Source organism: Pseudomonas sp. NBRC 111143 (assembly GCF_001320965.1).
Lineage (GTDB): Bacteria > Pseudomonadota > Gammaproteobacteria > Pseudomonadales > Pseudomonadaceae > Aquipseudomonas > Aquipseudomonas machongensis.
This window is the reverse complement of the sequence record NZ_BCBT01000035.1, coordinates 17,475-40,226: the sequence shown is the minus strand read 5'-3', so window position 1 is coordinate 40,226 and position 22,752 is coordinate 17,475. Positions and strand designations below refer to the sequence as shown.

The following is a 22,752-nucleotide window of genomic DNA, read 5'->3' as shown; positions in this document are numbered from 1 at the left end:
CCCCATGGCCCTGCAACTGAGCTGGTGCGCCTCGCTGCGCACCCCCAGCTTCCCCGCCGCCGGCTATGAGGCGCTGCGCCAGCGCGTGGCCGGCAGCACCCCGTTCAATCACCTGGGCTGGCTGCGCGCCGCCGAGGCCGCACTGCTGCCGGGCCAGCAACTGCAGATCCTGCTCGGCCACCTCGATGGCCGCCTGTGCCTGTGCCTGCCGCTGGTGCGCGAGCGCCAGGCGGTCGGGCCACTGAATGTCCCGGTGGTGCGTCACCTGGGCCATCCGCTGAGCGACCGCATCGCGTTGTTGCTCGACCTGCCAGCGCACCACGCCACACAAGTGCTCCAAGCCATCCGCAAGCACCTGCCCCATGCGCTGCTGCAATTGAGTGAAGTGGTGCAAGGTGGCGATGAGGATTGGCTGCGCCAATGGGCTGCGGCCTGTTCGACCTTCGAGCGCCGCCTGACCTGCCGTGTACCGGTGCACCGCATCAGTGAAGCCGACCGCCAGGAGGTCAGTGGCGACCCACGCTACAAGCTGCGCCGTGCACGCAAGCGCATTGCAGCCTGCGGCGCGCAGGTGCGCAGGGTGGTCGCCGACCGCCACAACATCACCGCCCTGCTCGATGCGATCAGCGCCGTGGAAGCGGCGAGCTGGAAAGGCGACGACGACGTCGGCATCTTCTCGGGCAGCCAGCGCCGCGAGTGGATGTACCAGGCCTTCACTGAACTGGCTGGCGAAGGGTTGGTGTGCCTGGTGTTGCTGGAGCTGGACGGGCGCTGCATCAGCTACCGCCTGGGCCTGCTCGAACACGGTCGCATCTACGACTACAACCTGGCGTTCGTACCCGAACAGCGCGAGCTGGGCAGTGGCCGGGTGCTGCTCGAAGAGTGGATCCACTGGGGCCTCGACGAGGGCTGGAGCTGGGTCGACGCCTCGCGGGTAAGCCTTGATAACTCCAGCCACCAGTTGCATGAACGCCAGACCGGCCAGGTCGAACAATGGCGCCTGAGCGGCTACAGCTGGCGCCCCGACGGCATCGCCCTGGGCCTGGCCCTGCGTTGCTGGCGCTGGCTCAAGCCGCGCCTGCGCAAGGCCGACAGTGCAGCCACCGTCACCCCGAACCCCACACAGGAGCGAACGGATGCCATCCCAGGTCATAGTCAACGCTGACGATTTCGGCCTCAGTGCCCCCATCAACGCGGTGATCCTGCACGCGTTCCAGGCCGGGCTGATCAGCTCGGCGACACTGATGGCCAACATGCCGGCGTTCCAGGCCGCGTGCGTACTGGCCCAGCAGCCGGTGTTGAAGGGCCGCATCGGCCTGCATTTCAACCTGACCTACGGCCGCCCCCTGAGCCAGGCGATCCTCGCCGAACCGCGCTTCTGCACCGCCCAGGGCGAGTTCGACCTCGGGCTGCGCCAGCGCACCCTGCGCCTGTCACGCAGTGAGCGCGAGGCGGTACGCGAGGAGCTCGAGACCCAATGGCAACGCTGTGTGGCCCATGGCGTCATTCCCAGCCACCTGGACTCGCACCAGCATGTGCACAACATCTGGCCGGTCGGTGAGGTGGTCGCACGGTTTGCCCGTGAACACGCCATACCGGTACGTCTGGCGCGCAATGTCGGGGCCAACATCGGGCCACTGAAGCGGGTCTTCAAGACCCTGCTCAACCGGCGCCTGAAACAGCTCTGCGGCGTGACCGCCGACTATGTCTGCACCCCGCTGGATCTCAAGGCCGGACTGGCGCCGGCGCATGGCGTACTGGAGGTGGTGGCCCATCCCAGCGCCCTGGGCGGCCACGACTTCGGTGATGCCTACCTGGCAACCGGGGAATCGCTCAAGAGCCTGGTCGACCGCCAGTTGCAGGGGGTTGAACGGGTGGGTTATACCGAGTTGAACATGTCCTGACGCCTGCGCACTGGCATGCCCGGTGCGCGTGTGCGTGGTGTTCTTTCGCGGGCAGTCCAAAGAAAACAGCACCACGGTCTGCATCTATCTACCACCCGAATCAGCCATCGATGGCGCCTGCTGTTGCGTTCCACAACAGGAGCGACAGCCATGCCTTCAACTCTCCCCTCCACCCACCAGCACCTCATCACCCAGCGCTTGCCTTCATGGGCGTCAAGACTCAGTGAAGAACAATGGCAAACCTTGCGCGCCAGCACCCTGCCTCTGCAGGGCCTGCCAGGGCAGCACGCCGACGGCTTCGAAAACGCCTTGCCCGAACTGCGTGAGGCCGTGCTGGCCAGCCAGGCGCAGTTGGCCACGGCGCAGCAGCGCCTGGCCCGGACGCTCAAGGGCCTCCAGCAGATCGACGAATTCGCCGAGCCACTGCTCGCCGCGCAATTGAAAGCCGAGCACGGGTTCCAGGCCCCGCTGCGCACAGCGGAGCTGATCCATGTGCATGACCGTTACACCCATGAGGTCTACGTGAGCACCTACGAGCGTCGCACGTTGCTCGAGGCTGCCCTGCACAACTTCGTCGATGGCATCAGTTTCAACATCAAGAGCGCACTGGCCCTGAAGGGTGATACCGAGATCACCGACATCACGGTAACGGGCACCACCACCCTCGGTGACAGCGAAACCCGAGTGCCCTATCCCATGGCCTCCAAAGCGTTCAGCATCAAAGCATTGCCGCTTTCACCCGAAGCGTTCGCCAGCACCTGCCGCAATCTCGACCTGGGTCAGCGCTACCAGGAGCACCTGCAAGCCAGGTTCAGCCCGCCCGGTGTCCGCCCCGCCGCGATCAGGCTCTACCAAAGCAACCTGCAACTGGCGGCAGACCTGGCGCGACTGCAGCATCGGATCGGCGGCAACGCACGAGATTGCATCCAGCAACTGCTCGATGACGGATCGGCCCTGCCTTGCCAACAGTTGCAACTGTTCGGCGTGACGCTGCACGAGGCCCTGCTGGTCGATGCGGGTGAAGCCGGTCGACTGCTGTATCTGCCAGGTCAGGAAGCCGCCGTCCGTGTCTTCAGCAGTGACCAGGCGCTGGTGGTGCAATTGCAGACCGACCTTTGCGACCCCGCCTTTCGCAAACGCTGCCTGGCGCTGATCGCCAGCGAAGAACGCCTGCAGTTCCTCGATCGTGCCCGGCAGAACCTCAGCAGCGATGCGCACGCAGGCTATGAGCAGACCTGGACACTGCCTGATGGCGCCGATCTGCACCTGGAGCGGCACGATATCGAAGGGCCGCTGTTCGACTTCCTGTACACCGACCATCTCGCCTGGCTCAAGGCCGAGGCAATGCTGTTCGCCGTGCCCACGGCCCAAGCCGACGAACAGGCGCGCAAGAAGCGCCTGCAGATGTGGGAGAGCCTGGGCTTGAATGCCCTGATGACCATCGGCATGTTCATCCCCGCAGTGGGTGTACTGATGGTCGCGGTAACGGCCTGCCAATTGCTGCATGAAGTCTACGAAGGGTACGAGGCCTGGGAGGTCGGTGATCGCGACGAGGCGTTCCAGCACCTGAAAGTGGTAGGCCTCAACCTGGCAGTGATCGCCGGGCTGTATGTCGGCGGACAGGTAGTACGCACGCTTACCCGCACACCGTTGCTCGAGAGCCTCGATCCGATCACCCGCGCCGATGGCAGCCAACGCCTCTGGCGCGGCGACCTGACGCCCTACCGTGTCCAGGCCTCCGAGGCCACGCCGGAGTCCGTGCACATGGACGGCCACCGATATCTGCGGCGCTTCGACGCACAGCTGCAGCGCTGGCGACTCGTTCATCCTGATGAACCTGAGGCCTACCAGCCGCTGCTGGAGCACAATGACGAAGGCGCCTGGCGCGCCGAGCACGAACAACCACGCGACTGGCCACTGGCGACACTGGTGAGGCGCCTGGACAGCCGTCTCGAAGCCTTCACCCCGGCGCAGCTGGAGCAGGCAGCACGTATCAGCGGCATGGACGAAGCACAGCTGCGCCAGGTACACCTGACCCACGCCAAGACCCTACCGCTGCTGGCCGACACCTTGGCACGCCTGCGCGTGCAACGGCAGGTCGGACAACACTATCCGACAGCGAGCGCCGCCGAGCGTGACAGGCTGTTCGCCGAAGGCTACGAGGCCAGTGTGCCGGCCCATGTCGACGAAGCGCGGATGCTGCAGGACTACCCCAGACTCGGTGCGCCATTGTGCAGGCGCCTGCTCGGTTCGATGACCACGACCGAGCAAGCGGCCTGGAGCACAGGGCAAGCCCTCCCCGCACGCCTGGCCAGACTTGCGCAGGGCCTTGAGGCGCAGCTGCCGGTTGTCCGCGGCCTCGAAGGCCTGTACCTGCCCGAGCTGGCCAGCGCGCGCAGCGAACGCCTTGCGCTCAAAGCCATGACCGCGCTGAAAGGCTGGCCACAGGATGTGCGCATCGAGCTGCGAGCGGACAGCCCCCATGGGCCCACCCTTGCCGTAGCTGGCAGCCGCTACGCTACGCGCATACGGGTCATCATCAAGTCTGCTCAGGGGTACGAGCCCTATCTGGGCGAGCGCCCCGCCCCCACACCCGCCACTGCCGATCTGTGCCAGGCTGCGGTGAAAATACTGTCAGCCAATGAGCGTGCAGCGCTGGCACTTGAGGCCAGCACCGGTGACAGCCTGCGAGCGCGCCTGACAGCCCTGGTCGACGCCGACCGCCAGGCCTGGGCCCGGCAACTGCGCCCATTCGGCGACTTCGCCTGGTTAAGGCAACAGGGGCTTCGTGGAGGAACGCCGATGGATCCGAACCCTGCACCCGGGATCGAGCCTGAGCCGGCAGTCGTCCCTGCGCCACCTCTCGAACCGATCGACCGGGCGCTTTACCGCCAGGTGCAGCAGATCTACCCCGCCATGAACGACGAAGGCGTCGAAGCCTTCTTTGCCGCGAGTCGCGAGCAAGGAGTGAGCCCGGATCAGGCCGTGGCGTCCCTGAACGCGCAGTACCAAGTAGTGACGGCCAACTTCGCTGCCTGGGCCGAGGGCTCACCTGCCCGAACCCAGGCCATGACACGACTGCTGAACAGCTGGCGCGGCATGAGTCGACAAGCGCTGGGCGAACAGTGGCTGTTTTCACTGGAGCTGGCCGACCTCGATCTCACCGACGCCGACCTCGCCAGCCTGGAACTCCCCCACCACTTCCCGCACGTCCAGCTTCTTGACCTGGCCCGCAACCCGCAAATCAGCACCCTTCCCGCTTCGTTGCTCGAACGCCTGCCCAATCTGCATGCGCTGAGCCTGGAAGCGTGCTCGCTGCAACACTTTCCGCAACTGCGCAACCCGCAAACGCTACGCCTGCTCGACCTGGAGGGAAACAACCTGATCTGGAACGAACAGGCACAGCAAAGGCTGAACCAGATGGTCAATCTCAGCACTCTGGACCTCACCAACAATCCGCTGCAGACAAGCCCTGGTCTGGAAGCCCTGCCCAACCTGGAATCGCTGCAGCTCGGCAATTGCGAACTGACCGAAATGCCCGCTGGCCTGGCGAACATGCGCAACCCGTACATCGTCAACCTGTCGGAAAACCGCTTCACCGAACTGCCGCAGCCGCAACCTCTGCCGCGTCCGCTCGCCCAAGTGATGAGGCTGGAAAGCCAACACATGGACGACGGCATGATTGCGCAGATCAATGCCTATTACGTGCGTTTCGGCGTAGACCTGATGGTCGCCGAGCATGAATACGAAGCCTTGCTGTCCACGGCCAGCGACGAAGACTTCAGCGTCTGGAATCGCCTGCCCCTCCAGTACCGCAGGGACCTGAGGACGCTGATCGAGGATGATCAGTTCAATGCGGCCCCCGAGGCGAACCTCACGGAAATCTGGCGACGCCTTCACCTGATGGATCAAGACGCGGTATTGGGCGAGCAAGCGATTGCCGCGGGGGCCGAGCATTTGCTGGAACTGCCGTTCCCACCGGCGCCCGAAGCCGAGCTCGCCGAGTCGCCTGAGCCGCCGTCACCGGAAGAGTAGACACCGTGGCCACCCGTCGGCGCCTGTCAGGCGCCGACGGCTTGGCGATGGCGAATCATCGCACTTCAACCAGACTGGAATATTTCCGATAGCAGGTGCATGCTCGGCTGAAGCGTTTCACCTGATCAGCTAAAAGTGAGGTGCAGTACCCATGGACCGTCTGCTCGATTCGCTGTTTCCCACCCCAGAAGACATCCCCGAGGCCTGGCGCCTGGGAGAGCCACTGGAGCAACGCGACTATCTGGTGGCAGGGCAGCTCAGGCGCTGGGACGGGCCGCTGGCCACGGTGCGCAGCCCGGTGTGGCTCAAGGAGGGCGATCAGGAACGCCAGGTCATCCTCGGCAGCGCACCGCTGCTCGACGCCGACACCGCCCTCACCGCCCTCGATGCCGCGGTGCAAGCCTACGACAAGGGCCGCGGCGTGTGGCCGAACATGCGTGTGGCCGAACGTATCCAGCATGTCGAAGCCTTCCTGGCGCGCATGCGCGAACAACGCAGCGCCGTGGTCAAGCTGCTGATGTGGGAGATCGGCAAGAACCTCAAGGACTCGGAAAAGGAGTTCGACCGCACCTGCGACTACATCGTCGATACCATCAACGCCCTCAAGGACCTGGACCGCCGCTCCAGCCGCTTCGAGCTGGAACAGGGCACACTCGGCCAGATACGCCGCGCACCACTGGGCGTGGCGCTGTGCATGGGACCGTACAACTATCCGCTCAACGAGACCTTCACCACGTTGATCCCGGCGCTGATCATGGGCAACACCGTGGTGTTCAAGCCGGCCAAGTTCGGTGTGCTGCTGATCCGCCCACTGCTCGAAGCCTTCCGCGACAGCTTCCCGCCAGGAGTGATCAACGTCATCTATGGTCGCGGCCGCGAGACGGTCAGCGCGCTGATGGCCAGCGGCAAGGTCGATGTGTTCGCCTTCATCGGCACGCACAAGGCCGCCAGCGACCTGAAAAAGCTCCATCCGCGCCCCCATCGACTGCGGGCGGCGCTGGGCCTGGATGCCAAGAATCCGGGGATCGTGCTGCCCGAGGTGGACCTGGACAACGCCGTCGATGAAGCCTTGACCGGCGCCCTGTCGTTCAACGGCCAGCGCTGCACGGCACTGAAGATCCTGTTCGTGCACGAGGATGTGGTCGAGCCGTTCCTCGAGAAATTCCAGCGCAAGCTTGCGGCACTCAAGCCAGGCATGCCCTGGGAGCCCGGCGTTGCACTGACGCCGCTGCCGGAGCCGGGCAAGGTCGACTACCTCGATGGCCTGGTCGCCGACGCGCAGGCGCACGGCGCGAAGATCCTCAACCCGGGCGGCGGCCAGAGCCGGGGGTCGTTCTTCTACCCCGCCCTGCTGTACCCGGTGGCGCCGTCGATGCGCGTCTATCACGAAGAGCAGTTCGGCCCGCTGGTGCCGGTGGTGCCCTATCGCGACCTGCAGACGGTGATCGACTATGTGCTCGACTCCGACTACGGCCAGCAACTGAGCCTGTTCGGCAACGACCCGCAGACCGTCGGTGCGTTGGTCGACACCTTCGCCAACCAGGTCGGGCGCATCAACCTCAACGCCCAGTGCCAGCGCGGCCCGGACACCTATCCGTTCAACGGCCGCAAGAACAGCGCCGAAGGGACCTTGTCGGTGCATGACGCGCTGCGGGTATTCTCGATCCGTACCCTGGTGGCCACCAAGTTCCAGGAGTCCAACAAGACGCTGATCAGCGAGATCATCCGCAATCGCCAGTCCAGCTTCCTGACCACCGACTACATCTTCTAGCCAGGGGCCGCCTAATCGGAAAACGGCATTTGCGCATTCGTCGAAACTGTACAAATATACAGTTTCGACGAATGACCACCTTCCACAGGAGGTATGCGCAATGCCAGCCAAACCCATCCCCGAAAGCCAGCACAGCATCACGCCCTACCTGGGTATCAAGGATGCCGCCAAGGCCATCGCCTTCTACAAGCAAGCCTTTGGCGCCGTCGAGATGTTTCGCCTCGACGGCCCCGACGGTCGCGTCGGTCATGCCGAGCTGAAAATCGGCGACTCCTCGCTGATGCTCGCCGACCCCTGCGACATGGACGGTGGCCTCACCGCCAGCCAGTCGCTGCCAGGGGCTGCCATCGGCTTGCACCTGTATGTCGAGGACTGCGACAAGGTCTATGCCCAGGCCGTCGCTGCCGGCGCCACGCCACTGCGAGAGGTGCAGGACCAGTTCTACGGCGATCGCAGCGGTACCTTGAAAGACCCGTTCGGCAACCTCTGGTTCGTGTCCACCCACAAGGAAGACCTGAGCCCCGAAGAGATCCACGCCCGCGCAGCCAAGTTGTTCGGCGGCAACTGAACGGGCGAGGAGTCGCAAGCCGCACGCTTGAAGTTGAAAGCGCCGCGGCTTTGCTTGAAGCTTGAGGCTTGTAGCTCGGAGCTGCTATTGAATGCGAATCATCGAAAAGAACGGCGCGCAGGTGCGCACCCTCACCCCGGCCGAAGAAGAACTGCTGGCCGGGTTTGCCAGTGCCACGCTGGTTGGCCCGCGCCTGCTGCAAGCCAACCAGTGGCTGATGAAGGTGCGCAGCGCCAATCAATGGCTGGCCTGCGATTGCCGCAAGGATGCCCTGCCGGTGCTCAATGTCAGCCTCAACGGCAACACTGGCACCTTGTTCCTGCGCAATAACCCCGACACCCCGGAGCATGCTCCCGGCTGCCCTTTCACCAAGGACGAGCGCGAAGCCATGGAGCGCAGCGAGGACGTACCGCCGCCCGCCGCCTGGCTACCACCAGACACGCCGCTGCGTCTGCTCGGCGACTTCCACCGCGCCACCACGGGTAACGGAATCGGCGGTGAGGCCGGGGAGCGCCGCGAGCAACAGCGCCTGCTGTCGCTGCTGCTGACCTGGATCGAGGCCAGCGGCCTGAACGTCTACGCCACGCACCTGAAAAAGGACCTGACCGCGCAGTTCGCCGAATTGCGCGGGGTCGCTGGCCGCTATCCGCTGCTCGAGCGGGTCCCGGCGAGCAACTACCTGGAAACGCGCCTGGACATGAAGCACATGATGATGCTCAAGGCGCGCCTGCGTGAATCCACCGTATTCGGCAACCACCGCCGCCACGGTCTGTTGCTGGACTGCGTCGAGCAGATCAAGGGGCGCAAGCTGCTCAATGCCCGTAGCGAAGACGGTTTCGACTTCCAGGGCCATCACTTGCTCTGGGGTGGCAGCAAGACCGGCGGCCCGCTGCTGGCCTTGGCGCTGTACTCGCCCGCCACCGCCGGCAGCCACTACTACGAACTGATCCATGTCGCCAGCGTACCGGTGCTGTCACGCGTGCACTTGTTCCCGGTATACCGTGACGAGGAGCGCGAACCGCTGAAAGCCCTGGTCTCGCTGATCGACTGGATGGCGGGCAAGGGGGTCAAAGTGCTGATGCGCCGCCCGGTGATCGGTGGCGAGGTGATGGACGAGCTGGTACTGACTTCCGACCAGGACCGCGTGCTGTCGGTGTCGCTGCTGGAAAAGCCGCTCGGCCCGGAGCCCGATACGGAAAACTTCAAGCGCTACGCAGACTTCAAGAGCCCGGAAACCTTCCGCAAGTACGTGGCGGGGTTCTTCATGCGTGAGCGCTGAAGCACGGCCTTGTGCTGCTTGCCCAGGCCGTCTGTTCCTTGAGTCAACTAGAACGCCGCCTCGAAAATCGCTTCGATCTCCCCCTGGCTGGCACTGCGCGGGTTGGTCAGCCCACAGGCATCCTTCAACGCATTGGCCGCCAACACCGGCACATCTTCGCGCTTGGCCCCCAGCTCTGCCAGGCCGGAAGGGATCCCTACCGCCACGGCCAGATGCTCGATCGCCGAAATCGCCGCCCCCGCGCCCTGCTCTGCCGTCAGCCCACATACCTTCACGCCCATGGCCTTGGCCACATCGCGCAGACGCGCAGCGCTGACCTGGGCATTGAAGCGCTGCACATGCGGCAGCAACACCGCGTTGCAGACCCCATGCGGCAGGTCGTAGTAGCCACCGAGCTGATGCGCCATGGCATGCACATAACCCAGCGAAGCATTGTTGAAGGCCATGCCGGCGAGGAACTGGGCGTACGCCATGTTCTCCCGGGCTTGCAAGTCCTGGCCGTCGGCAACCGCCTGGCGCAGGTTGTCGTTGATCAACGTGATGGCCTTGAGTGCACAGGCGTCGGTGATCGGGTTGGCGGCCGTGGAGACATAGGCCTCGATGGCGTGGGTCAGCGCATCCATGCCGGTGGCGGCGGTCAGGCCCTTGGGCATGCCGACCATCAGTGCGGGATCGTTCACCGAGAGGATCGGCGTGACATTGCGGTCGACGATGGCCATTTTCACATGGCGCGATTCGTCGGTGATGATGCAGAAACGGGTCATCTCGCTGGCCGTACCGGCCGTGGTGTTGATGGCGATCAGCGGCAATTGCGGCTTGGCCGAACGGTCCACGCCTTCGTAGTCGCGAATATGCCCGCCGTTGGTTGCGCACAGGGCGATGCCCTTGGCGCAGTCATGGGGCGAGCCGCCACCGAGCGAGATCACACAGTCGCAGCGTTCGCGCTGCAACAGTGCCAGGCCCGCCTCGACGTTGGCGATGCTCGGGTTGGGCTTGGCGCCGTCGAAGATCGCCGAGTCGATGTCGCGCTCGGCCAGTAGCCCGGCGATACGCTTGGCGACCCCGGCCCTGGACAGGCCTTCGTCAGTCACGATCAACGCCTTGCGCAAGCCGTAGCCGGCAATCGCCGCCATGGCTTCGTCCAGGCAATCGAGGCCCATGATGTTGACGGGTGGAATGAAGAAGGTGCTGCTCATGGCCGAGATCCTCTCAGGTTGTTGTCTGTCTACCTTCGAGGATCTGCCCTAACTGCCACACGAATGTTGATCCAGGACAAGCCGCCGTGACTGAACGGTCGACATCGCAGGCAGTCCGCGATGAGCGGCACTCGTTTACCCCAGAAACAACCGATACGCCGGATTGTCCGTCTCATCCCAATAGCGATAACCCATGGCCTGCAGCGCCTGGGGCATGAGGGCCTGCTCGTCGGCTGGCACCTCCAGCGCAGCGAATACCCGTGCCTCGGCAGCGCCATGGTTACGGTAGTGGAACAGACTGATGTTCCAGTTCTGGCCCAGGCGCTCGAGAAAGCCCAGCAACGCACCTGGGCGTTCGGGGAACTCGAAGCGCAGCACCCGCTCGTCGGCGCTCGGCGCAGCATGGCCGCCGACAGTGTGGCGCACATGCAGCTTGGCCAGTTCGTTGTCGGTCAGGTCGAGTACCTCATAGCCCTGCGCCCGCAAGCTGTCCAGCAGGCCCTCGCGCGGGTCGTGCTGCGGATGGGTTTGCACGCCAACGAACAGCCGGGCTTCCTTGCCAGGGTGGTAGCGGTAGTTGAACTCGGTCACCTGGCGCTTGCCCAGGGCCTGGCAGAAAGCGCGAAAGCTCCCCGGCCGCTCAGGGATGGTGACCGCGATCACCGCCTCACGCTGCTCACCGAGTTCGGCACGTTCGGCCACATGGCGCAGGCGGTCGAAATTGATGTTGGCCCCGGAGTCGATGGCCACCAGGGTCTGCCCACGAACGCCGTCTCGCGCCACGTACTTCTTGATCCCGGCCACGGCCAGCGCGCCGGATGGTTCGGTGATCGAGCGGGTATCGTCGTAGATGTCCTTGATCGCCGCGCACAGCTCATCGCTGCTGACGGTGATCACTTCGTCGACGAAATGCCGGCACAACTCGAAGCAATGGGCACCGACCTGGGCCACCGCCACGCCGTCGGCAAAGGTCCCGACCTGCGCCAGTACCACTCGCTCGCCAGCGGCCAGCGCGGCCTGCAGGCAGTTGGAGTCCTCGGGCTCGACACCGATCACCTTGACCTGCGGACGCAAGTACTTCACGTAGGCGGCGATCCCCGCGATCAAACCTCCGCCACCGACCGGGACGAAGATCGCATCCAGGGCGCCCGGGTGCTGGCGCAGGATCTCCATGGCCACCGTGCCCTGCCCGGCGATCACGTCCGGATCGTCGAACGGCGGTACGAACGTCGCTCCCTGGCGGTCGGCCAGTTGCAGCGCATGGGCCAAGGCATGGGGGAAACTTTCGCCATGCAGCACCACGTTGCCGCCGCGCGAGCGCACACCGGCGATCTTCAGTTCAGGGGTGGTGGTGGGCATGACGATGGTCGCCGTCATGCCCAGGTGCGCTGCGGCCAGCGCCACGCCCTGAGCATGGTTGCCGGCGGAAGCGGTGATCACGCCACGCTCGCGCTGGACCTGGGACAGGCGCGACAGCCGGGTATAGGCACCGCGGATCTTGAACGAGAAGGTCGGTTGCAGGTCTTCGCGCTTGAGCAACACCTGGTTGCCGAGGCTGGTGGACAGCGCCGGGGCCGCCTGCAGCGGGGTTTCGATGGCCAGGTCGTACACGGGCGCTGCAAGAATGCGCCGCACCTGCTCCGACAGCAGCTGCTGGGGCGTGACGGGGGAACGGGGGCTGACGCTCAGATTGCTCATCGATAACTCCTGGGGTTTGCAGATGCCCAGGAGTCGAGAAGAAAAAACCCGCCTCCAGGGCGGGTTTCGGTGCCAGTGCGCGCTAGCCCGCCAATCCGATAATGGCGGTAATAATAATCAGGCCGAAGGTGCGCACAGGCGAGTAGGTATTCATGGTGTAGGAACTTATCCCGCCAAACCGTTGGAAGTCAACATTCAGCAGCGCGCCTGTTGCTGTGCCGACAGCGGCACGTCGAAGACCTTGTCAAAGCCCCACTGGAAGACGAAGGCATAGACGAAGAAGAACACGAACAGGGCCAGGTTGGTGAGCAACGCGCTCCACAGGCTAATATCCAGCCAGAACGCCACCAGCGGCAGCAGGATCAGCACCAGCCCACCCTCGAAGCCCAGCGCATGCAGTAAGCGGCGGAACCAGGTACGGGTACGCTGCGCCTGGCGTGCTTCCCAGCGCTCGAAGGCCCAGTTGTAGCCCATGTTCCAGCTCATGGCGATGCCCGACATCAGGATCGAGAGTATCGTCGAATGAGCCATGCCGGCGTCGAACATCAGCGACAGCGCAGGCGCCACGCACGCCACGGCGATGACTTCGTAGAGAATGGCCTGGACGACCTTGCGGGCCTTGCCTTGCATGGAGCACTCCTTGGCGGAAACGGAAGGAGACGGTACGCCGGTTCAGGCACCGGTTCAAGCACAGGAATCGTGTGGGAAAATCGTTAGGCTGCTTTCTTTTATCCCTCCAGCCAGCCATGATTGCTGCACCGCCCGCCCGCGAACACCGCCATGACCGCCCCAGACCCAACGCCCGTCAGCACCACCGCCCTGACCCTGCAGATCCTTTCGATCGTCTTCTACACCTTCGTCGCCTTCCTGTGCATCGGCCTGCCCATCGCGGTGCTGCCCGGCCATGTACACGACCAATTGGGCATGGGTGCGGTAATCGCTGGCCTGACCATCGGCTTGCAGTACCTTGCCACCTTGCTCAGCAGGCCCTTCGCCGGTCGCGTGGCCGATAGCCTGGGCGGCAAGCAGGCGATTCGCTATGGGCTGTATGGCATTGCCGGTTGCGGCGTACTGACCCTGCTGTCGGCCTGGTCCCTCGCCCTGCCCTCGCTGAGCCTGGCGTTGCTGCTGGCCGGGCGTGTGCTGCTGGGGGTCGCCCAAGGCCTGATCGGCGTCGCCACGCTGAGCTGGGGCATCGGCCAGGTCGGTGCCGAGCACACCGCGCGGGTGATCTCCTGGAACGGCATCGCCTCCTATGGCGCCATCGCCATCGGCGCGCCCGCCGGGGTGGTGATGGTCGGCCAACTGAGCTTCGTTGCCCTCGGTCCGGCCTTGCTGGTGATGGCGCTGCTGGCCCTGTGGGTGCTGCGCGGCCGCCCGGACGTGGTAGTGGTTCGCGGTGAGCGCCTGCCCTTCTGGTCCGCCTTCGGCCGCGTTGCACCCTGCGGCATGGGGCTGACACTGGCGTCGATCGGCTACGGCACCCTGACCACCTTCGTCACCCTCTACTACCTGGAGCAAGGCTGGGTCGGCGCGGCCTGGTGCCTGAGCGCCTTCGGCCTGTGCTTCATCGTCTCGCGGCTGTTGTTCGTCAACGCGGTCAACCGCTTCGGCGGCTACAACGTGGCGATCGCGTGCATGGCCACCGAAGTGCTGGGGCTAACCCTGCTGTGGCTGGCGCCTGCACCGGGATGGGCTTTGGTTGGGGCGGGGCTCACCGGCTTTGGCTTGTCGCTGGTGTATCCGGCGCTGGGCGTGGAGGCGATCAGGCAGGTGCCCAGCGCCAGCCGGGGCGCGGGGCTCGGGGCCTACGCGGTGTTCTTCGACCTGGCATTGGGCCTGGCCGGCCCGGTAATGGGCGCGGTAGCCGTGCACCTGGGGTACGCGTCGATCTTCTGCGTGGCAGCGCTGCTGGCGCTGTCAGGGGTGGGCCTGGTCCTGCTGCTGGCTCGCCGCGCCGACCGCCGCTGAACGCTCGGCGGGCTCCGGGGCTCCCAGCGCCTGGCTGAAGAACGCCGCAGCCTCGCTCTGCAGGCCCCGGTGCACCTGGCGACGGTCGATGCCGTCGGCATCCTTGCACAGCACCGCCATGCGCTGGCGCTGTTCGTCGTCGCAGGGTGCCATGAACACGAAATGCCCAGCGCCAGACAACAGACGGTAGTCGGGCGTGACCGGCAACTTGCGCGCCAGGGCGCTGGCGTTGCGGTCGACTGCAAGCAACTGGTCCTGGTCGCCGCTGTAGATCAGTGCGGGCACATGCACGCCGGCCAGGGCATGGCGGCCAAACATCAGGCTCAATGGCGCCATCAGCATCACCGCACCGACACGCGGGTCGGACTGCGGGGTCAACTCGCTGCGGTCGGCGATCAACACGCCGTGGGTCTTGCAGGCATCGGCATCCATCGGCCGTTCCAGGCAATAGTTGCGCAGTCGCTCAAGGTCTGGCTGGGCGCCCGACAGGATCAATGCGGTCTCCCCGCCTGCCGAGTAGCCGATCACGCCAACCTTGCCCTGGCTGAGGTAGGGGCTGAGCAGGTGATCCGCACGCGCCGCGGTGATCGCGGCGCTGACCTGCAAGGGGCGGCCGTAGAGGTTGCTGAGCTTGCCCAGCCGACTGTGGTCGCGAAGGTTGTCGCCCGGGTGGGTGACGGCCACCACCACGAAGCCCTGGCGGGCCAGCGAGGTCGCCAGGTCGTGCAACGCCACCGGGGTGCCGGTATTGCCATGGGAGACCACCAGCAGCGGGAACTGGCCCATGGCGACCGGCGCCTCTTCGGCCACCCGCAGGGTGTAGCCTTCGATGCGCGTAGGCCGCGCCGGGCTGCTGCTGGGATAGAACACCAGGGCCTGCATGGGCTGGGCGTCCACCGGGTCGGCAAGCGTGAGGCGATGCAGGCCGGCCACCCAGGGTGAAGCCTCGGCACGGGCCAGCAGGCCGCCGAGCAGGAGCAACGTCAACAGGGCACGGGTTTTCATCGCGAGCGTCTCTCCCCTCGAGGCGGACGAGTAGCATAAGCATAGAAGCTACGCGATGGACGACAGATGAAACATCCATGAAAAAGCCGGCTGTCGCACAAGGCGACAGCCGGCTTTTTCGGGGTTCGATCAGGCTGCGGCGAACAGCTCGTTGGCAATCTGCGCCTGGGCAGCGTCGATGGCCTTGCTGCGATGCTCAGGGCCATACGCCAGGCCGTGGGCGCGGACGATTTCCAGGTCGGTGATGCCGATGAAGCCCAGGAACACCTTGAGGAAGTCTTCATGGCCGACACCGCTTGGCTGGCCCTGGTGCAGGCCACCGGCAGTGGACACCAGCACGACTTTCTTGTCGCCGCACAGGCCTTCCGGGCCCGCTTCGGTGTAGCGGAAGGTCTGACCGGCGACGGCAACGCGATCGATCCAGGCCTTGAGCTGGGTCGGCACGGTGAAGTTGTACATCGGAGCACCGATCACCACGGCGTCGGCGGCGAGGAACTCGGCCAGGGTTTCGGCACTCAGGCGGGCTTCGTGGGCCAGGGCGGCGTCACGGGCTTCTTCGGGGGTGCCGGCGGCAACCAGGGTCGCGGCCGAGAAGTGGCTGATGGCATCGGCAGCGAGGTCGCGGTAGATGACTTCGACGCTAGGATCGGCGGCCTTCCAGGCATCGACCACTTCGCGGCTCAACTGGCGGGAGGCGGAATTGTCGCCCAGGATGCTCGAATCGATGTGCAACAGTTTCATGGGACTCTCCTGTGAATGAAGACCGCGGCGGTGGGCGATCACGATGGAGAGAATCCTACACAGGCGACGAATAGCTGATTAGTCGGCAAAAATGCGTTAGTTTGTTCCACTGATGGAACAGTGAGATATCCATATGCAAGACCTCAACGACCTCTTCTACTTCGCCCGAGTGGTCGAGGCCGGTGGCTTCGCCGCCGCCGGGCGCCAGTTGGGCATCCCCAAGTCGCGCCTGTCGCGGCGTATCGCGGAACTCGAGGAGCGCCTGGGCACGCGCCTGCTGCAGCGCACGACCCGGCAACTGAAGCTGACCGCCGTCGGCGAACGTTACCTGCACCACTGCCAGGCCATGCTGCTGGAGGCCGAGATGGCCGACGAAGCCGTCGCCAGCATGACCAGCGAGCCGCGTGGACGCCTGCGGGTGTCTAGCCCGGTAGCCCTGGCACATGCCTTTTTACCCGACATCATCAGCCGCTTTCTGGCCCAGTACCCGCTGGTCCAACTGGAGATGGTGCTGCTCAATCGCCGTGTCGACCTGATCGCCGAAGGTATCGATGTGGCGCTGCGGGTGCGCGACCTGGGGGACGAGGACCCGGCCCTGGCCACCCGCCGCCTGCGCCAGGCGCAGATGTACCTGGTGGCAGCACCTGGATTCGCCGACGGGCTCGAGCACCCGTCGCAATTGGCGGGGCTTCCGGTGCTGGGAGCGGCGGATGCCGATCGCCTGGTGCACTTTCGCCTCATCGGGCCGGGCGGTGAGGAGGAGGAGATCGCCCTGGAACCGCGCCTGACCATCGATGACTTCGTTGTGCGCAAGGCCTCGGCCCGCGCAGGCCTGGGCTTTACCGCCCTGCCAAGCAACTATTGCGAAGAAGAACTGGAGCGCGGCGAACTGGTGCACCTGCTGCCGGAGTGGTCACTGCCAGGGGGTTACCTGCAGGCAGTGTATCCGCACCGACGGGGTGTGTTGCCTGCAGTGCGGGTATGGATCGATCACCTGGCGGCCTCGTTCGAGGCCTGTGGAGAGCGTTATGTCTGAACGACGCATGAGCCCCGAGCAGGTGGCAGCGTTCTGCCTGAGCCTGCCCGGCGCGCGGGAAGATTACAAATGGGGCGGAATCCGGGTGTTCTCGGTGGCCGGCAACAAGATGTTCGCCGTGCTTGACCTGCCGGGAGCAGGTTTGATGTTCAAGGTCGCCGACGAGCTGTTTCTCGGTTATTGCGACCGTCCCGGCGTACGGCCGGCGCCTTATCTGGCGAGGGCGCGCTGGATCAGCATGCTGCCTCCCTACCCCATGGGCCGGGAGGAGTTGACCGATCTGCTGCAGCGTTCGCACCAACTGGTGGTGCGACGCTTGCCCAAGCGCTTGCAGGTGGGCTTGTTGGCGGACTGAGGATTGCGCGGCGCTCGCTCAGCCCATCAACCCCAGCCAGCGCCCACCCAGCACCAGACGATCCAGCCAGAACACCTGGTGCAACGCGACGATTGCCCAGAACACCATCTGGTACGACAGCTTGCGGGTCTTGTGCCGGAACAGTTGCTGCGCCAGCAAGGCCCCCGGCCAACCACCGAGCAGCTCGCTGGCGTGGAGGATTTTCTCGGGCGTACGCCAGGCCTGGGTGCGGGCCTGCCGCTTGTCCTGCCAGTACAACAACAGGCAGATCAGGCTGGCCGCCGGATACAGCGCCAGGGGCAGCCAGGACTGGCCGCTCCAGGCCATCTGCGCCACCCCCACGCCCGGTAGCAGGCACAAGACCAGCAGCACCAGCAATTTCAGGCGCAGGTTGCGCACGCCCTCGCCTGCCTGGCCAGCGTCGCGCCGCCCGGCACTTTGCCCACGTGCCATCAGCCGTGCGCCGTGGCCCAGTCAACCCAGCCGAACTGCCAGGTCGCCAGGATCAGCAGGCCGAAGGCAATGCGGTACCAGGCAAAGACCGCGTAGCTGTGGTTGGCGATGAACTTGAGCAACGCACGCACCGCGATCATGGCGAAGATGAACGACACCACGAAGCCGATGGCGAACACCGGCAGGTCGGCCGGCTGGAACAGGTCGCGGTACTTGTAGCCCGAATACACCGCGGCACCGACCATGGTCGGCATCGCCAGGAAGAACGAGAACTCGGTCGCGGCCTTGCGCGACAGGCCGAACAGCAGGCCGCCGATGATGGTCGAGCCCGAACGCGAGGTCCCCGGGATCATCGCCAGGCACTGCACCAGGCCAACCTTCAGGGCATGGGACCAGCGCATGTCGTCGACATGGTCGACCTCGATACGGTGATCGCGGCGCTCGGCCCAGAGCATGATGAAGCCACCCACCACCAACGCCACCGCCACGGTGATCGGGTTGAACAGGTACTCGTGGATCAGGTCGGCGAACAGTACGCCAAGCACTACCGCCGGCAGGAAGGCGATCAGCAGGTTGGCCGTGAAGCGCCGCGCCCTGGGCTGGCTCGACAGGCCGAATACCACTTCGAAAATCTTGCTGCGAAACTCCCACACCACCGCCAGGATCGCGCCCAGCTGAATGATGATGTTGAACGCCATCGCGCGCTCACCGCCAAAATCGATCAGGTCGGCCACGATGATCTGGTGGCCGGTACTGGAAATCGGCAGGAACTCGGTCAAGCCCTCGACGATACCCAGGATGATTGCCTGGAAGGCACTCCAAAAATCCATCAACTCCCCCAATGGACACTGCTCCTGGCAGCACCCTAGTTCTTTTCGATTACAAATATTCACCGCACGCGCGGCGACGCGTGTTTTACAGCCTTCGTTAGTCACAACACCAGCGAAAAAGTGCGCCGCGGCTAAAGGTTTCATCTTGCGCGGCCGAAATCCTATCAGAGGCCCTGCACGAAGGCTTGCGCGGGATGCAACATGGATTGTCGAGCCCGGCACTTAGCCGTTGGTCGACTGGGTTGCAGGCATCCGGTCATGGTTGGATGCTGCTCATATAAAAAGAACAAGACATGGAGTGACCTTTTGATGAAGACCTTGAGATCGATGTCGATCAGCCGTCGTCTGTGGCTGATCCTGCTCGTGGCCGTCGCCATGCTGTTGGTCCTGGGGCTGCTGATGCTGCGCCAGATCCATGGCGACCTGTACCAGGCCAAGGCGCAGAAGACCCAGCACGTGGTCGAGACTGCCGTGGGCGTGCTCGCCTACTACCAGGGGCTGGAGGCCGCCGGCAGCCTCGATCGGCAAAGCGCCCAGCAGCAGGCGCTACAGGTGGTGCGCAGCTTGCGCTACGACAAGGATGACTATTTCTGGATCAACGACCTGCAACCGAAGATGGTCATGCATCCGGTCAACGCCAAGCTCGATGGTCAGGACCTGTCGGCGATCCGCGATCCTGACGGCTTTGCCGTGTTCAACGAGATGGTGACCCTGGCCAAGGCCCAGGGCGCAGGTCCGGTCAACTACCGCTGGCCCAAGCCCGGCGCCAGCGAGCCGGTGGCCAAGACCTCCTATATAGAGCTTTTCAAACCCTGGGGCTGGATCATCGGCTCAGGGGTCTACGTCGACGACGTCCAGGACGAATTCGCCCGCCAGGTCCGCGAGGCCTCGCTGGTCGGACTGGTCATTGCCCTGGTGATGGGGCTGGTGGTGTGGCTGATCGCCCGCAGCATCGCCCGTCCGCTGCACGAGGCGGTGCAGGCCATGGGTAACATCGCCAGTGGCGAGAGCGACCTGACCCGCCGCCTGGACACCCACGGACGCGACGAAATCACCCACCTGGGCGAGTACTTCAACCGCTTCAACGGCAAGCTGCAGGGCGTGGTCGGCCAGTTGCAGGGCACAGCCCATGCCTTGGCCCAGTCTGCCGGGCACGTCGGCGACAACGCCGGCAGCGCCCAGCAGCGCAGTGCCCAGCAATCCTTGCAGATGGACCAGGTGGCCACGGCGGTCAACGAGGTCACCTACGCGGTGCAGGATGTGGCGAAGAATGCCGAGCAGGCGGCCGTGGAAATGCGCGCCGCGCAGCAGCAGGTCGGTCAGGGCCAGCAGGCGATCCATGGCAGCCTGCAGCAGATCGACCGGTTGTCGGCGACCATCGATCAGGCCCAGGGGGTGATCCGCGACCTGGCCGGGCACAGCACCAAGATTGGTGGCGTACTGGAAGTGATCCGTTCGATCGCCGAGCAGACCAACCTGCTGGCCCTCAACGCCGCCATCGAGGCCGCCCGCGCTGGCGAGCAGGGCCGCGGCTTTGCCGTAGTCGCCGACGAGGTACGCCTGCTGGCCCAGCGCACGGCGCAGTCCACTGCCGAGATCCAGACCATGATCGAGCATCTGCAGGGCCAGTCGGATGCCGCCGTCCGGGCCATCGACACCAGTAGCGAAGCATCGCGCCAGACCGTCGAACAGGCCCGCGAAGCCGGCACCAGCCTTGCGGCCATCGAACAGGCACTGCATACCCTGGCAGCGCTGAACACCTCGATCGCCAGCGCCACCCTGCAGCAGTCCCATGTGGTCGAGGAAATCAACCGCAACGTGCTCGACACCGCGGGCCTTTCGCAACAGACCGCCGAGGCGGCGCGCCAATCCAGCGACGCCGGTGTTGCCCTGGCCCGCCTGAGCGAGGAGCTCGAGCAGTTGCTGCGTCAATTCAGGGTCTGACCTCCAGGGGGCGCTACGGCGCCCCTTGTTGCAGAGATTCACCTTCCCCTGCCCTCAAGCTACAATCGCGCCCTTTCCCTTCCGAAGGATCGCCGATGTCCGGCCTCGAACTCTTCGCCGCCGCGCTCGGCGTCATCGCCGTCTGGCTCACGGTCAGGCAGAACATCTGGTGCTGGCCGATCGGCCTGGTGATGGTGCTGCTCTACAGCTGGATCTTCTACGACGTGAAGCTGTATTCGGACATGCTCCTGCAAGTGGTCTATGCCGTGCTCAACCTCTATGGATGGTGGCAATGGACGCGGCCGGACCGCGTCGAGGACGCGCGCCGGGTATCACGCCTGGACACCGCCACGGTGCTGCGCGGACTGGGCTTGGGCCTGCTGGCGAGCGCCGCCCTGGGGGCCGCCATGGCCCACTGGACCGACGCCGCCCAACCCTGGCTGGATGCAGCGCTGACCGGGTTCAGTCTGGTCGCGCAGGTGTGGATGGCACAAAAACGCCTGCAATGCTGGGCGTTGTGGTTCGTGGTCGATGTGATCTTCGTCGGACTGTTCCTGTACAAGGGCTTGTACCTGACCGCCGCGTTGTACGCCCTGTTCACCCTGATCGCCGTGCGCGGTTGGCTGGAGTGGCGGCGCGATCCGGCGCTGGCCGGCGCATGAAGGTCCTGGTCCTGTGCGGCCCTGAATCCAGTGGCAAGAGCTGGCTCAGCGGCGAGATCCAGCACCGTTTCGGTGGCATCACCGTCGGCGAATACGTACGCCATTTCATCGACACCGAGCAGCGCGATACCTGCTACGCCGATATCCCGGCCATCGCCCGCGGGCAACTGGCCTGGGAGGACGAGGCGCGGGCAGCCTCGCCTTCGCTGCTGATCCTCGATACCCACCTGCTGAGCAACATGTTGTGGAGTCGCGTGTTGTTCGGCGACTGCCCTGCATGGCTGGAACAAGCGCTGCTGGCCAGGCACTACGACCTGCACCTGCTGCTCAGTCCCGAGGGTGTGGAATGGATCGGCGATGGCCAGCGCTGCCAGCCGCGGCTTGAGGAGCGCCAGGCGTTCTTCGATGACAGCCTGCACTGGCTGCAACAGCATCGCCAGCCACTGCGGGTGATTGACGGGGACTGGCAGCAGCGCCGGGATGACGCGCTGGCGGCGGTGGCCGAGCTCATGGGGTGAGCCCAGCCCGGCCCCTCAGCCCGGCCGGGCTGTTAACTCACTGATACACCCACTCGCCATCAAACCCCTATTGCCGGGGCCTTTCCCACACTTTCGTGGGAACTGTCACAGTGCTGATACACCCCCTCCGCATCCCGCCAGATCGCCCGTGCTTCGGCCCTTGACGGGCGACGACCCGGCACCTTGTATCAACGCTGATACAGCAGAAAACCGGCACTGCCACCGTCCTCGCACAACCCGCTGATAAATCGGCAAAAAGCAAAACCGGCACGGCTTTCGCTCTCTGTTCTGGCAACGCTCAAGGGCCAGCGCACAGAAAGGGAGCACCGCCGTGGGGAACCAGCACAACACACTGCCTGCACTGCTCGTTCTGGCTTGCCTTGCCGCCACATCGATTGCACCGCCGGCCCTCGCTGGCGGCAACGGGGTGATCGTCCTCAACCGCGATGTCCAGCCGCGTCAGGCTGATCGCCGAACCGGCACGCCAGACCCCTACCCGACCACCGCCAACACCAACGAGTCGGCACGCATCCAGGCCCAGACCAACAACGAACTGACCGATGGCGACTTCGCCAGCGTCGCCAGCGGTTCGACCGTCAGCCGCATCTTCCAGCCCGACAACTCCGGCAACCTGCGCGGCATGGGCACCGCCCAGTCGCAATTGCCCGGCATGCCCGGCGGTTCGGGTGCCGGGGCGTCCGGCGCCAACAGCATCTCCAACACGGTCAACCAGAACGTTCAGCGCGGCATGGCGCCGCTGCAGATCCTGACCCGGGGCCAATGATC

At 65.0% G+C, this 22,752-nt stretch carries 20 protein-coding genes and 1 pseudogene; 14 read left to right on the top strand and 7 right to left on the bottom strand.

The genetic code is table 11. The features are described from left to right. The first annotated feature begins 4 nt into the window (after positions 1 to 4). The 6 genes from APH44_RS18625 (at position 5) to APH44_RS18600 (ending at position 9,557) form a co-directional block, all read left to right on the top strand. Positions 5 to 1,165, top strand: coding sequence for a GNAT family N-acetyltransferase (locus APH44_RS18625; RefSeq protein ID WP_054893950.1), 1,161 nt, complete (start codon positions 5 to 7; stop codon positions 1,163 to 1,165). Beyond that, entirely contained in the window at positions 1,137 to 1,904 is a 768-nt protein-coding gene (locus APH44_RS18620; RefSeq protein WP_054893949.1) for a ChbG/HpnK family deacetylase, read from the top strand. The genes APH44_RS18625 and APH44_RS18620 overlap by 29 nt, the downstream gene beginning before the upstream one ends. Positions 1,905 to 2,054: 150 nt before the next feature. Beyond that, positions 2,055 to 5,939: a leucine-rich repeat domain-containing protein gene (locus tag APH44_RS18615; protein WP_156343770.1), complete on the top strand. Its 3,885-nt coding sequence runs from the start codon at positions 2,055 to 2,057 to the stop codon at positions 5,937 to 5,939. 151 nt (positions 5,940 to 6,090) lie between these two features. Beyond that, the gene (locus APH44_RS18610) at positions 6,091 to 7,710 is read left to right on the top strand and encodes an NADP-dependent glyceraldehyde-3-phosphate dehydrogenase (RefSeq protein ID WP_054893947.1); all 1,620 of its coding nucleotides are present in this window, start codon (positions 6,091 to 6,093) and stop codon (positions 7,708 to 7,710) included. Positions 7,711 to 7,810: 100 nt separating this feature from the next. Then, positions 7,811 to 8,278: a VOC family protein gene (locus APH44_RS18605; RefSeq protein WP_054893946.1), complete on the top strand. Its 468-nt coding sequence runs from the start codon at positions 7,811 to 7,813 to the stop codon at positions 8,276 to 8,278. 91 nt (positions 8,279 to 8,369) lie between these two features. Next, the gene (locus APH44_RS18600; RefSeq protein WP_054893945.1) at positions 8,370 to 9,557 is read left to right on the top strand and encodes a hypothetical protein; all 1,188 of its coding nucleotides are present in this window, start codon (positions 8,370 to 8,372) and stop codon (positions 9,555 to 9,557) included. A 47-nt stretch (positions 9,558 to 9,604) separates the two neighbouring features. Here APH44_RS18600 and yiaY read toward each other — a convergent pair whose 3' ends face one another. From yiaY to APH44_RS18585, 3 genes are all read right to left on the bottom strand, one after another. After that, positions 9,605 to 10,753, bottom strand: a complete 1,149-nt coding sequence (gene yiaY / locus APH44_RS18595; RefSeq protein ID WP_054893944.1) for an L-threonine dehydrogenase — start codon at positions 10,751 to 10,753, stop codon at positions 9,605 to 9,607. 135 nt (positions 10,754 to 10,888) lie between these two features. Then, the gene (ilvA, locus tag APH44_RS18590) at positions 10,889 to 12,451 is read right to left on the bottom strand and encodes a threonine ammonia-lyase, biosynthetic (RefSeq protein WP_054893943.1); all 1,563 of its coding nucleotides are present in this window, start codon (positions 12,449 to 12,451) and stop codon (positions 10,889 to 10,891) included. Between the two features lie 195 nt (positions 12,452 to 12,646). After that, positions 12,647 to 13,081 carry a PACE efflux transporter gene (locus APH44_RS18585; protein WP_054893942.1) on the bottom strand — a complete coding sequence of 145 codons (435 nt, stop codon included), beginning with the start codon at positions 13,079 to 13,081 and terminating at the stop codon, positions 12,647 to 12,649. A 150-nt stretch (positions 13,082 to 13,231) separates the two neighbouring features. Between APH44_RS18585 and APH44_RS18580 the strand changes: the two genes are divergently transcribed. Beyond that, positions 13,232 to 14,422 carry an MFS transporter gene (locus APH44_RS18580; RefSeq protein WP_054893941.1) on the top strand — a complete coding sequence of 397 codons (1,191 nt, stop codon included), beginning with the start codon at positions 13,232 to 13,234 and terminating at the stop codon, positions 14,420 to 14,422. Here APH44_RS18580 and APH44_RS18575 read toward each other — a convergent pair. Both APH44_RS18575 and APH44_RS18570 read right to left on the bottom strand, forming a co-directional pair. After that, the gene (locus APH44_RS18575) at positions 14,372 to 15,427 is read right to left on the bottom strand and encodes a dienelactone hydrolase family protein (protein WP_054893940.1); all 1,056 of its coding nucleotides are present in this window, start codon (positions 15,425 to 15,427) and stop codon (positions 14,372 to 14,374) included. The two genes, APH44_RS18580 and APH44_RS18575, sit on opposite strands and share 51 nt — an antisense overlap. A 129-nt stretch (positions 15,428 to 15,556) precedes the next feature. Beyond that, positions 15,557 to 16,168, bottom strand: a complete 612-nt coding sequence (locus APH44_RS18570) for an FMN-dependent NADH-azoreductase (RefSeq protein WP_054893939.1) — start codon at positions 16,166 to 16,168, stop codon at positions 15,557 to 15,559. A gap of 133 nt (positions 16,169 to 16,301) precedes the next feature. On the opposite strand from APH44_RS18570, the gene APH44_RS18565 reads away from it, so the two are divergent. Both APH44_RS18565 and APH44_RS18560 read left to right on the top strand, forming a co-directional pair. Beyond that, positions 16,302 to 17,204 (top strand): LysR substrate-binding domain-containing protein, encoded by a 903-nt coding sequence (locus APH44_RS18565; RefSeq protein ID WP_054893938.1) that lies wholly within the window; start codon positions 16,302 to 16,304, stop codon positions 17,202 to 17,204. Next, positions 17,197 to 17,559: an MmcQ/YjbR family DNA-binding protein gene (locus APH44_RS18560; RefSeq protein ID WP_054893937.1), complete on the top strand. Its 363-nt coding sequence runs from the start codon at positions 17,197 to 17,199 to the stop codon at positions 17,557 to 17,559. Before APH44_RS18565 ends, APH44_RS18560 begins: the two co-directional genes overlap by 8 nt. Before the next feature lie 18 nt (positions 17,560 to 17,577). Here the strand turns inward: APH44_RS18560 and APH44_RS18555 are convergent, their stop codons facing one another. Together APH44_RS18555 and APH44_RS18550 are read right to left on the bottom strand one after the other, a co-directional pair. Next, complete coding sequence (locus tag APH44_RS18555; RefSeq protein ID WP_054893936.1) at positions 17,578 to 18,012, bottom strand: DUF1294 domain-containing protein; 435 nt, start codon at positions 18,010 to 18,012, stop codon at positions 17,578 to 17,580. After that, entirely contained in the window at positions 18,012 to 18,842 is an 831-nt protein-coding gene (locus APH44_RS18550; protein WP_054893935.1) for an undecaprenyl-diphosphate phosphatase, read from the bottom strand. Before APH44_RS18550 ends, APH44_RS18555 begins: the two co-directional genes overlap by 1 nt. A 201-nt stretch (positions 18,843 to 19,043) precedes the next feature. On the opposite strand from APH44_RS18550, the pseudogene APH44_RS30715 reads away from it, so the two are divergent. From APH44_RS30715 to APH44_RS18530, 5 genes and pseudogenes are all read left to right on the top strand, one after another. Continuing rightward, positions 19,044 to 19,913 (top strand): annotated as a pseudogene (locus APH44_RS30715) (cache domain-containing protein); the annotation flags it as partial. A gap of 138 nt (positions 19,914 to 20,051) precedes the next feature. Beyond that, positions 20,052 to 20,786 carry a methyl-accepting chemotaxis protein gene (locus tag APH44_RS30710; RefSeq protein ID WP_370671098.1) on the top strand — a complete coding sequence of 245 codons (735 nt, stop codon included), beginning with the start codon at positions 20,052 to 20,054 and terminating at the stop codon, positions 20,784 to 20,786. A 95-nt stretch (positions 20,787 to 20,881) separates the two neighbouring features. Beyond that, positions 20,882 to 21,448, top strand: a complete 567-nt coding sequence (gene pnuC, locus APH44_RS18540; protein ID WP_054893933.1) for a nicotinamide riboside transporter PnuC — start codon at positions 20,882 to 20,884, stop codon at positions 21,446 to 21,448. Continuing rightward, a complete protein-coding gene (locus tag APH44_RS18535) occupies positions 21,445 to 21,966 on the top strand; it encodes an AAA family ATPase (protein ID WP_054893932.1) in 522 nt (173 codons plus the stop codon). Before pnuC ends, APH44_RS18535 begins: the two co-directional genes overlap by 4 nt. Before the next feature lie 331 nt (positions 21,967 to 22,297). Further along, positions 22,298 to 22,750, top strand: coding sequence for a hypothetical protein (locus APH44_RS18530; RefSeq protein WP_054893931.1), 453 nt, complete (start codon positions 22,298 to 22,300; stop codon positions 22,748 to 22,750). Positions 22,751 to 22,752: the final 2 nt, after the last annotated feature.

Coding starts and splice junctions, on each gene's coding strand:
- ilvA (WP_054893943.1), bottom strand. CDS start 12,451: ATGAGCAATCTGAGCGTCAGCCCCCGTTCCCCCGTCACGCCCCAGCAG.
- APH44_RS18600 (WP_054893945.1), top strand. CDS start 8,370: ATGCGAATCATCGAAAAGAACGGCGCGCAGGTGCGCACCCTCACCCCG.
- APH44_RS18555 (WP_054893936.1), bottom strand. CDS start 18,012: ATGGCACGTGGGCAAAGTGCCGGGCGGCGCGACGCTGGCCAGGCAGGC.
- APH44_RS18620 (WP_054893949.1), top strand. CDS start 1,137: ATGCCATCCCAGGTCATAGTCAACGCTGACGATTTCGGCCTCAGTGCC.
- APH44_RS18615 (WP_156343770.1), top strand. CDS start 2,055: ATGCCTTCAACTCTCCCCTCCACCCACCAGCACCTCATCACCCAGCGC.
- APH44_RS18550 (WP_054893935.1), bottom strand. CDS start 18,842: ATGGATTTTTGGAGTGCCTTCCAGGCAATCATCCTGGGTATCGTCGAG.
- yiaY (WP_054893944.1), bottom strand. CDS start 10,753: ATGAGCAGCACCTTCTTCATTCCACCCGTCAACATCATGGGCCTCGAT.
- APH44_RS18625 (WP_054893950.1), top strand. CDS start 5: ATGGCCCTGCAACTGAGCTGGTGCGCCTCGCTGCGCACCCCCAGCTTC.
- APH44_RS30710 (WP_370671098.1), top strand. CDS start 20,052: ATGGACCAGGTGGCCACGGCGGTCAACGAGGTCACCTACGCGGTGCAG.
- APH44_RS18565 (WP_054893938.1), top strand. CDS start 16,302: ATGCAAGACCTCAACGACCTCTTCTACTTCGCCCGAGTGGTCGAGGCC.
- APH44_RS18535 (WP_054893932.1), top strand. CDS start 21,445: ATGAAGGTCCTGGTCCTGTGCGGCCCTGAATCCAGTGGCAAGAGCTGG.
- APH44_RS18560 (WP_054893937.1), top strand. CDS start 17,197: ATGTCTGAACGACGCATGAGCCCCGAGCAGGTGGCAGCGTTCTGCCTG.
- APH44_RS18580 (WP_054893941.1), top strand. CDS start 13,232: ATGACCGCCCCAGACCCAACGCCCGTCAGCACCACCGCCCTGACCCTG.
- APH44_RS18585 (WP_054893942.1), bottom strand. CDS start 13,081: ATGCAAGGCAAGGCCCGCAAGGTCGTCCAGGCCATTCTCTACGAAGTC.
- APH44_RS18570 (WP_054893939.1), bottom strand. CDS start 16,168: ATGAAACTGTTGCACATCGATTCGAGCATCCTGGGCGACAATTCCGCC.
- APH44_RS18575 (WP_054893940.1), bottom strand. CDS start 15,427: ATGAAAACCCGTGCCCTGTTGACGTTGCTCCTGCTCGGCGGCCTGCTG.
- APH44_RS18610 (WP_054893947.1), top strand. CDS start 6,091: ATGGACCGTCTGCTCGATTCGCTGTTTCCCACCCCAGAAGACATCCCC.
- APH44_RS18605 (WP_054893946.1), top strand. CDS start 7,811: ATGCCAGCCAAACCCATCCCCGAAAGCCAGCACAGCATCACGCCCTAC.
- pnuC (WP_054893933.1), top strand. CDS start 20,882: ATGTCCGGCCTCGAACTCTTCGCCGCCGCGCTCGGCGTCATCGCCGTC.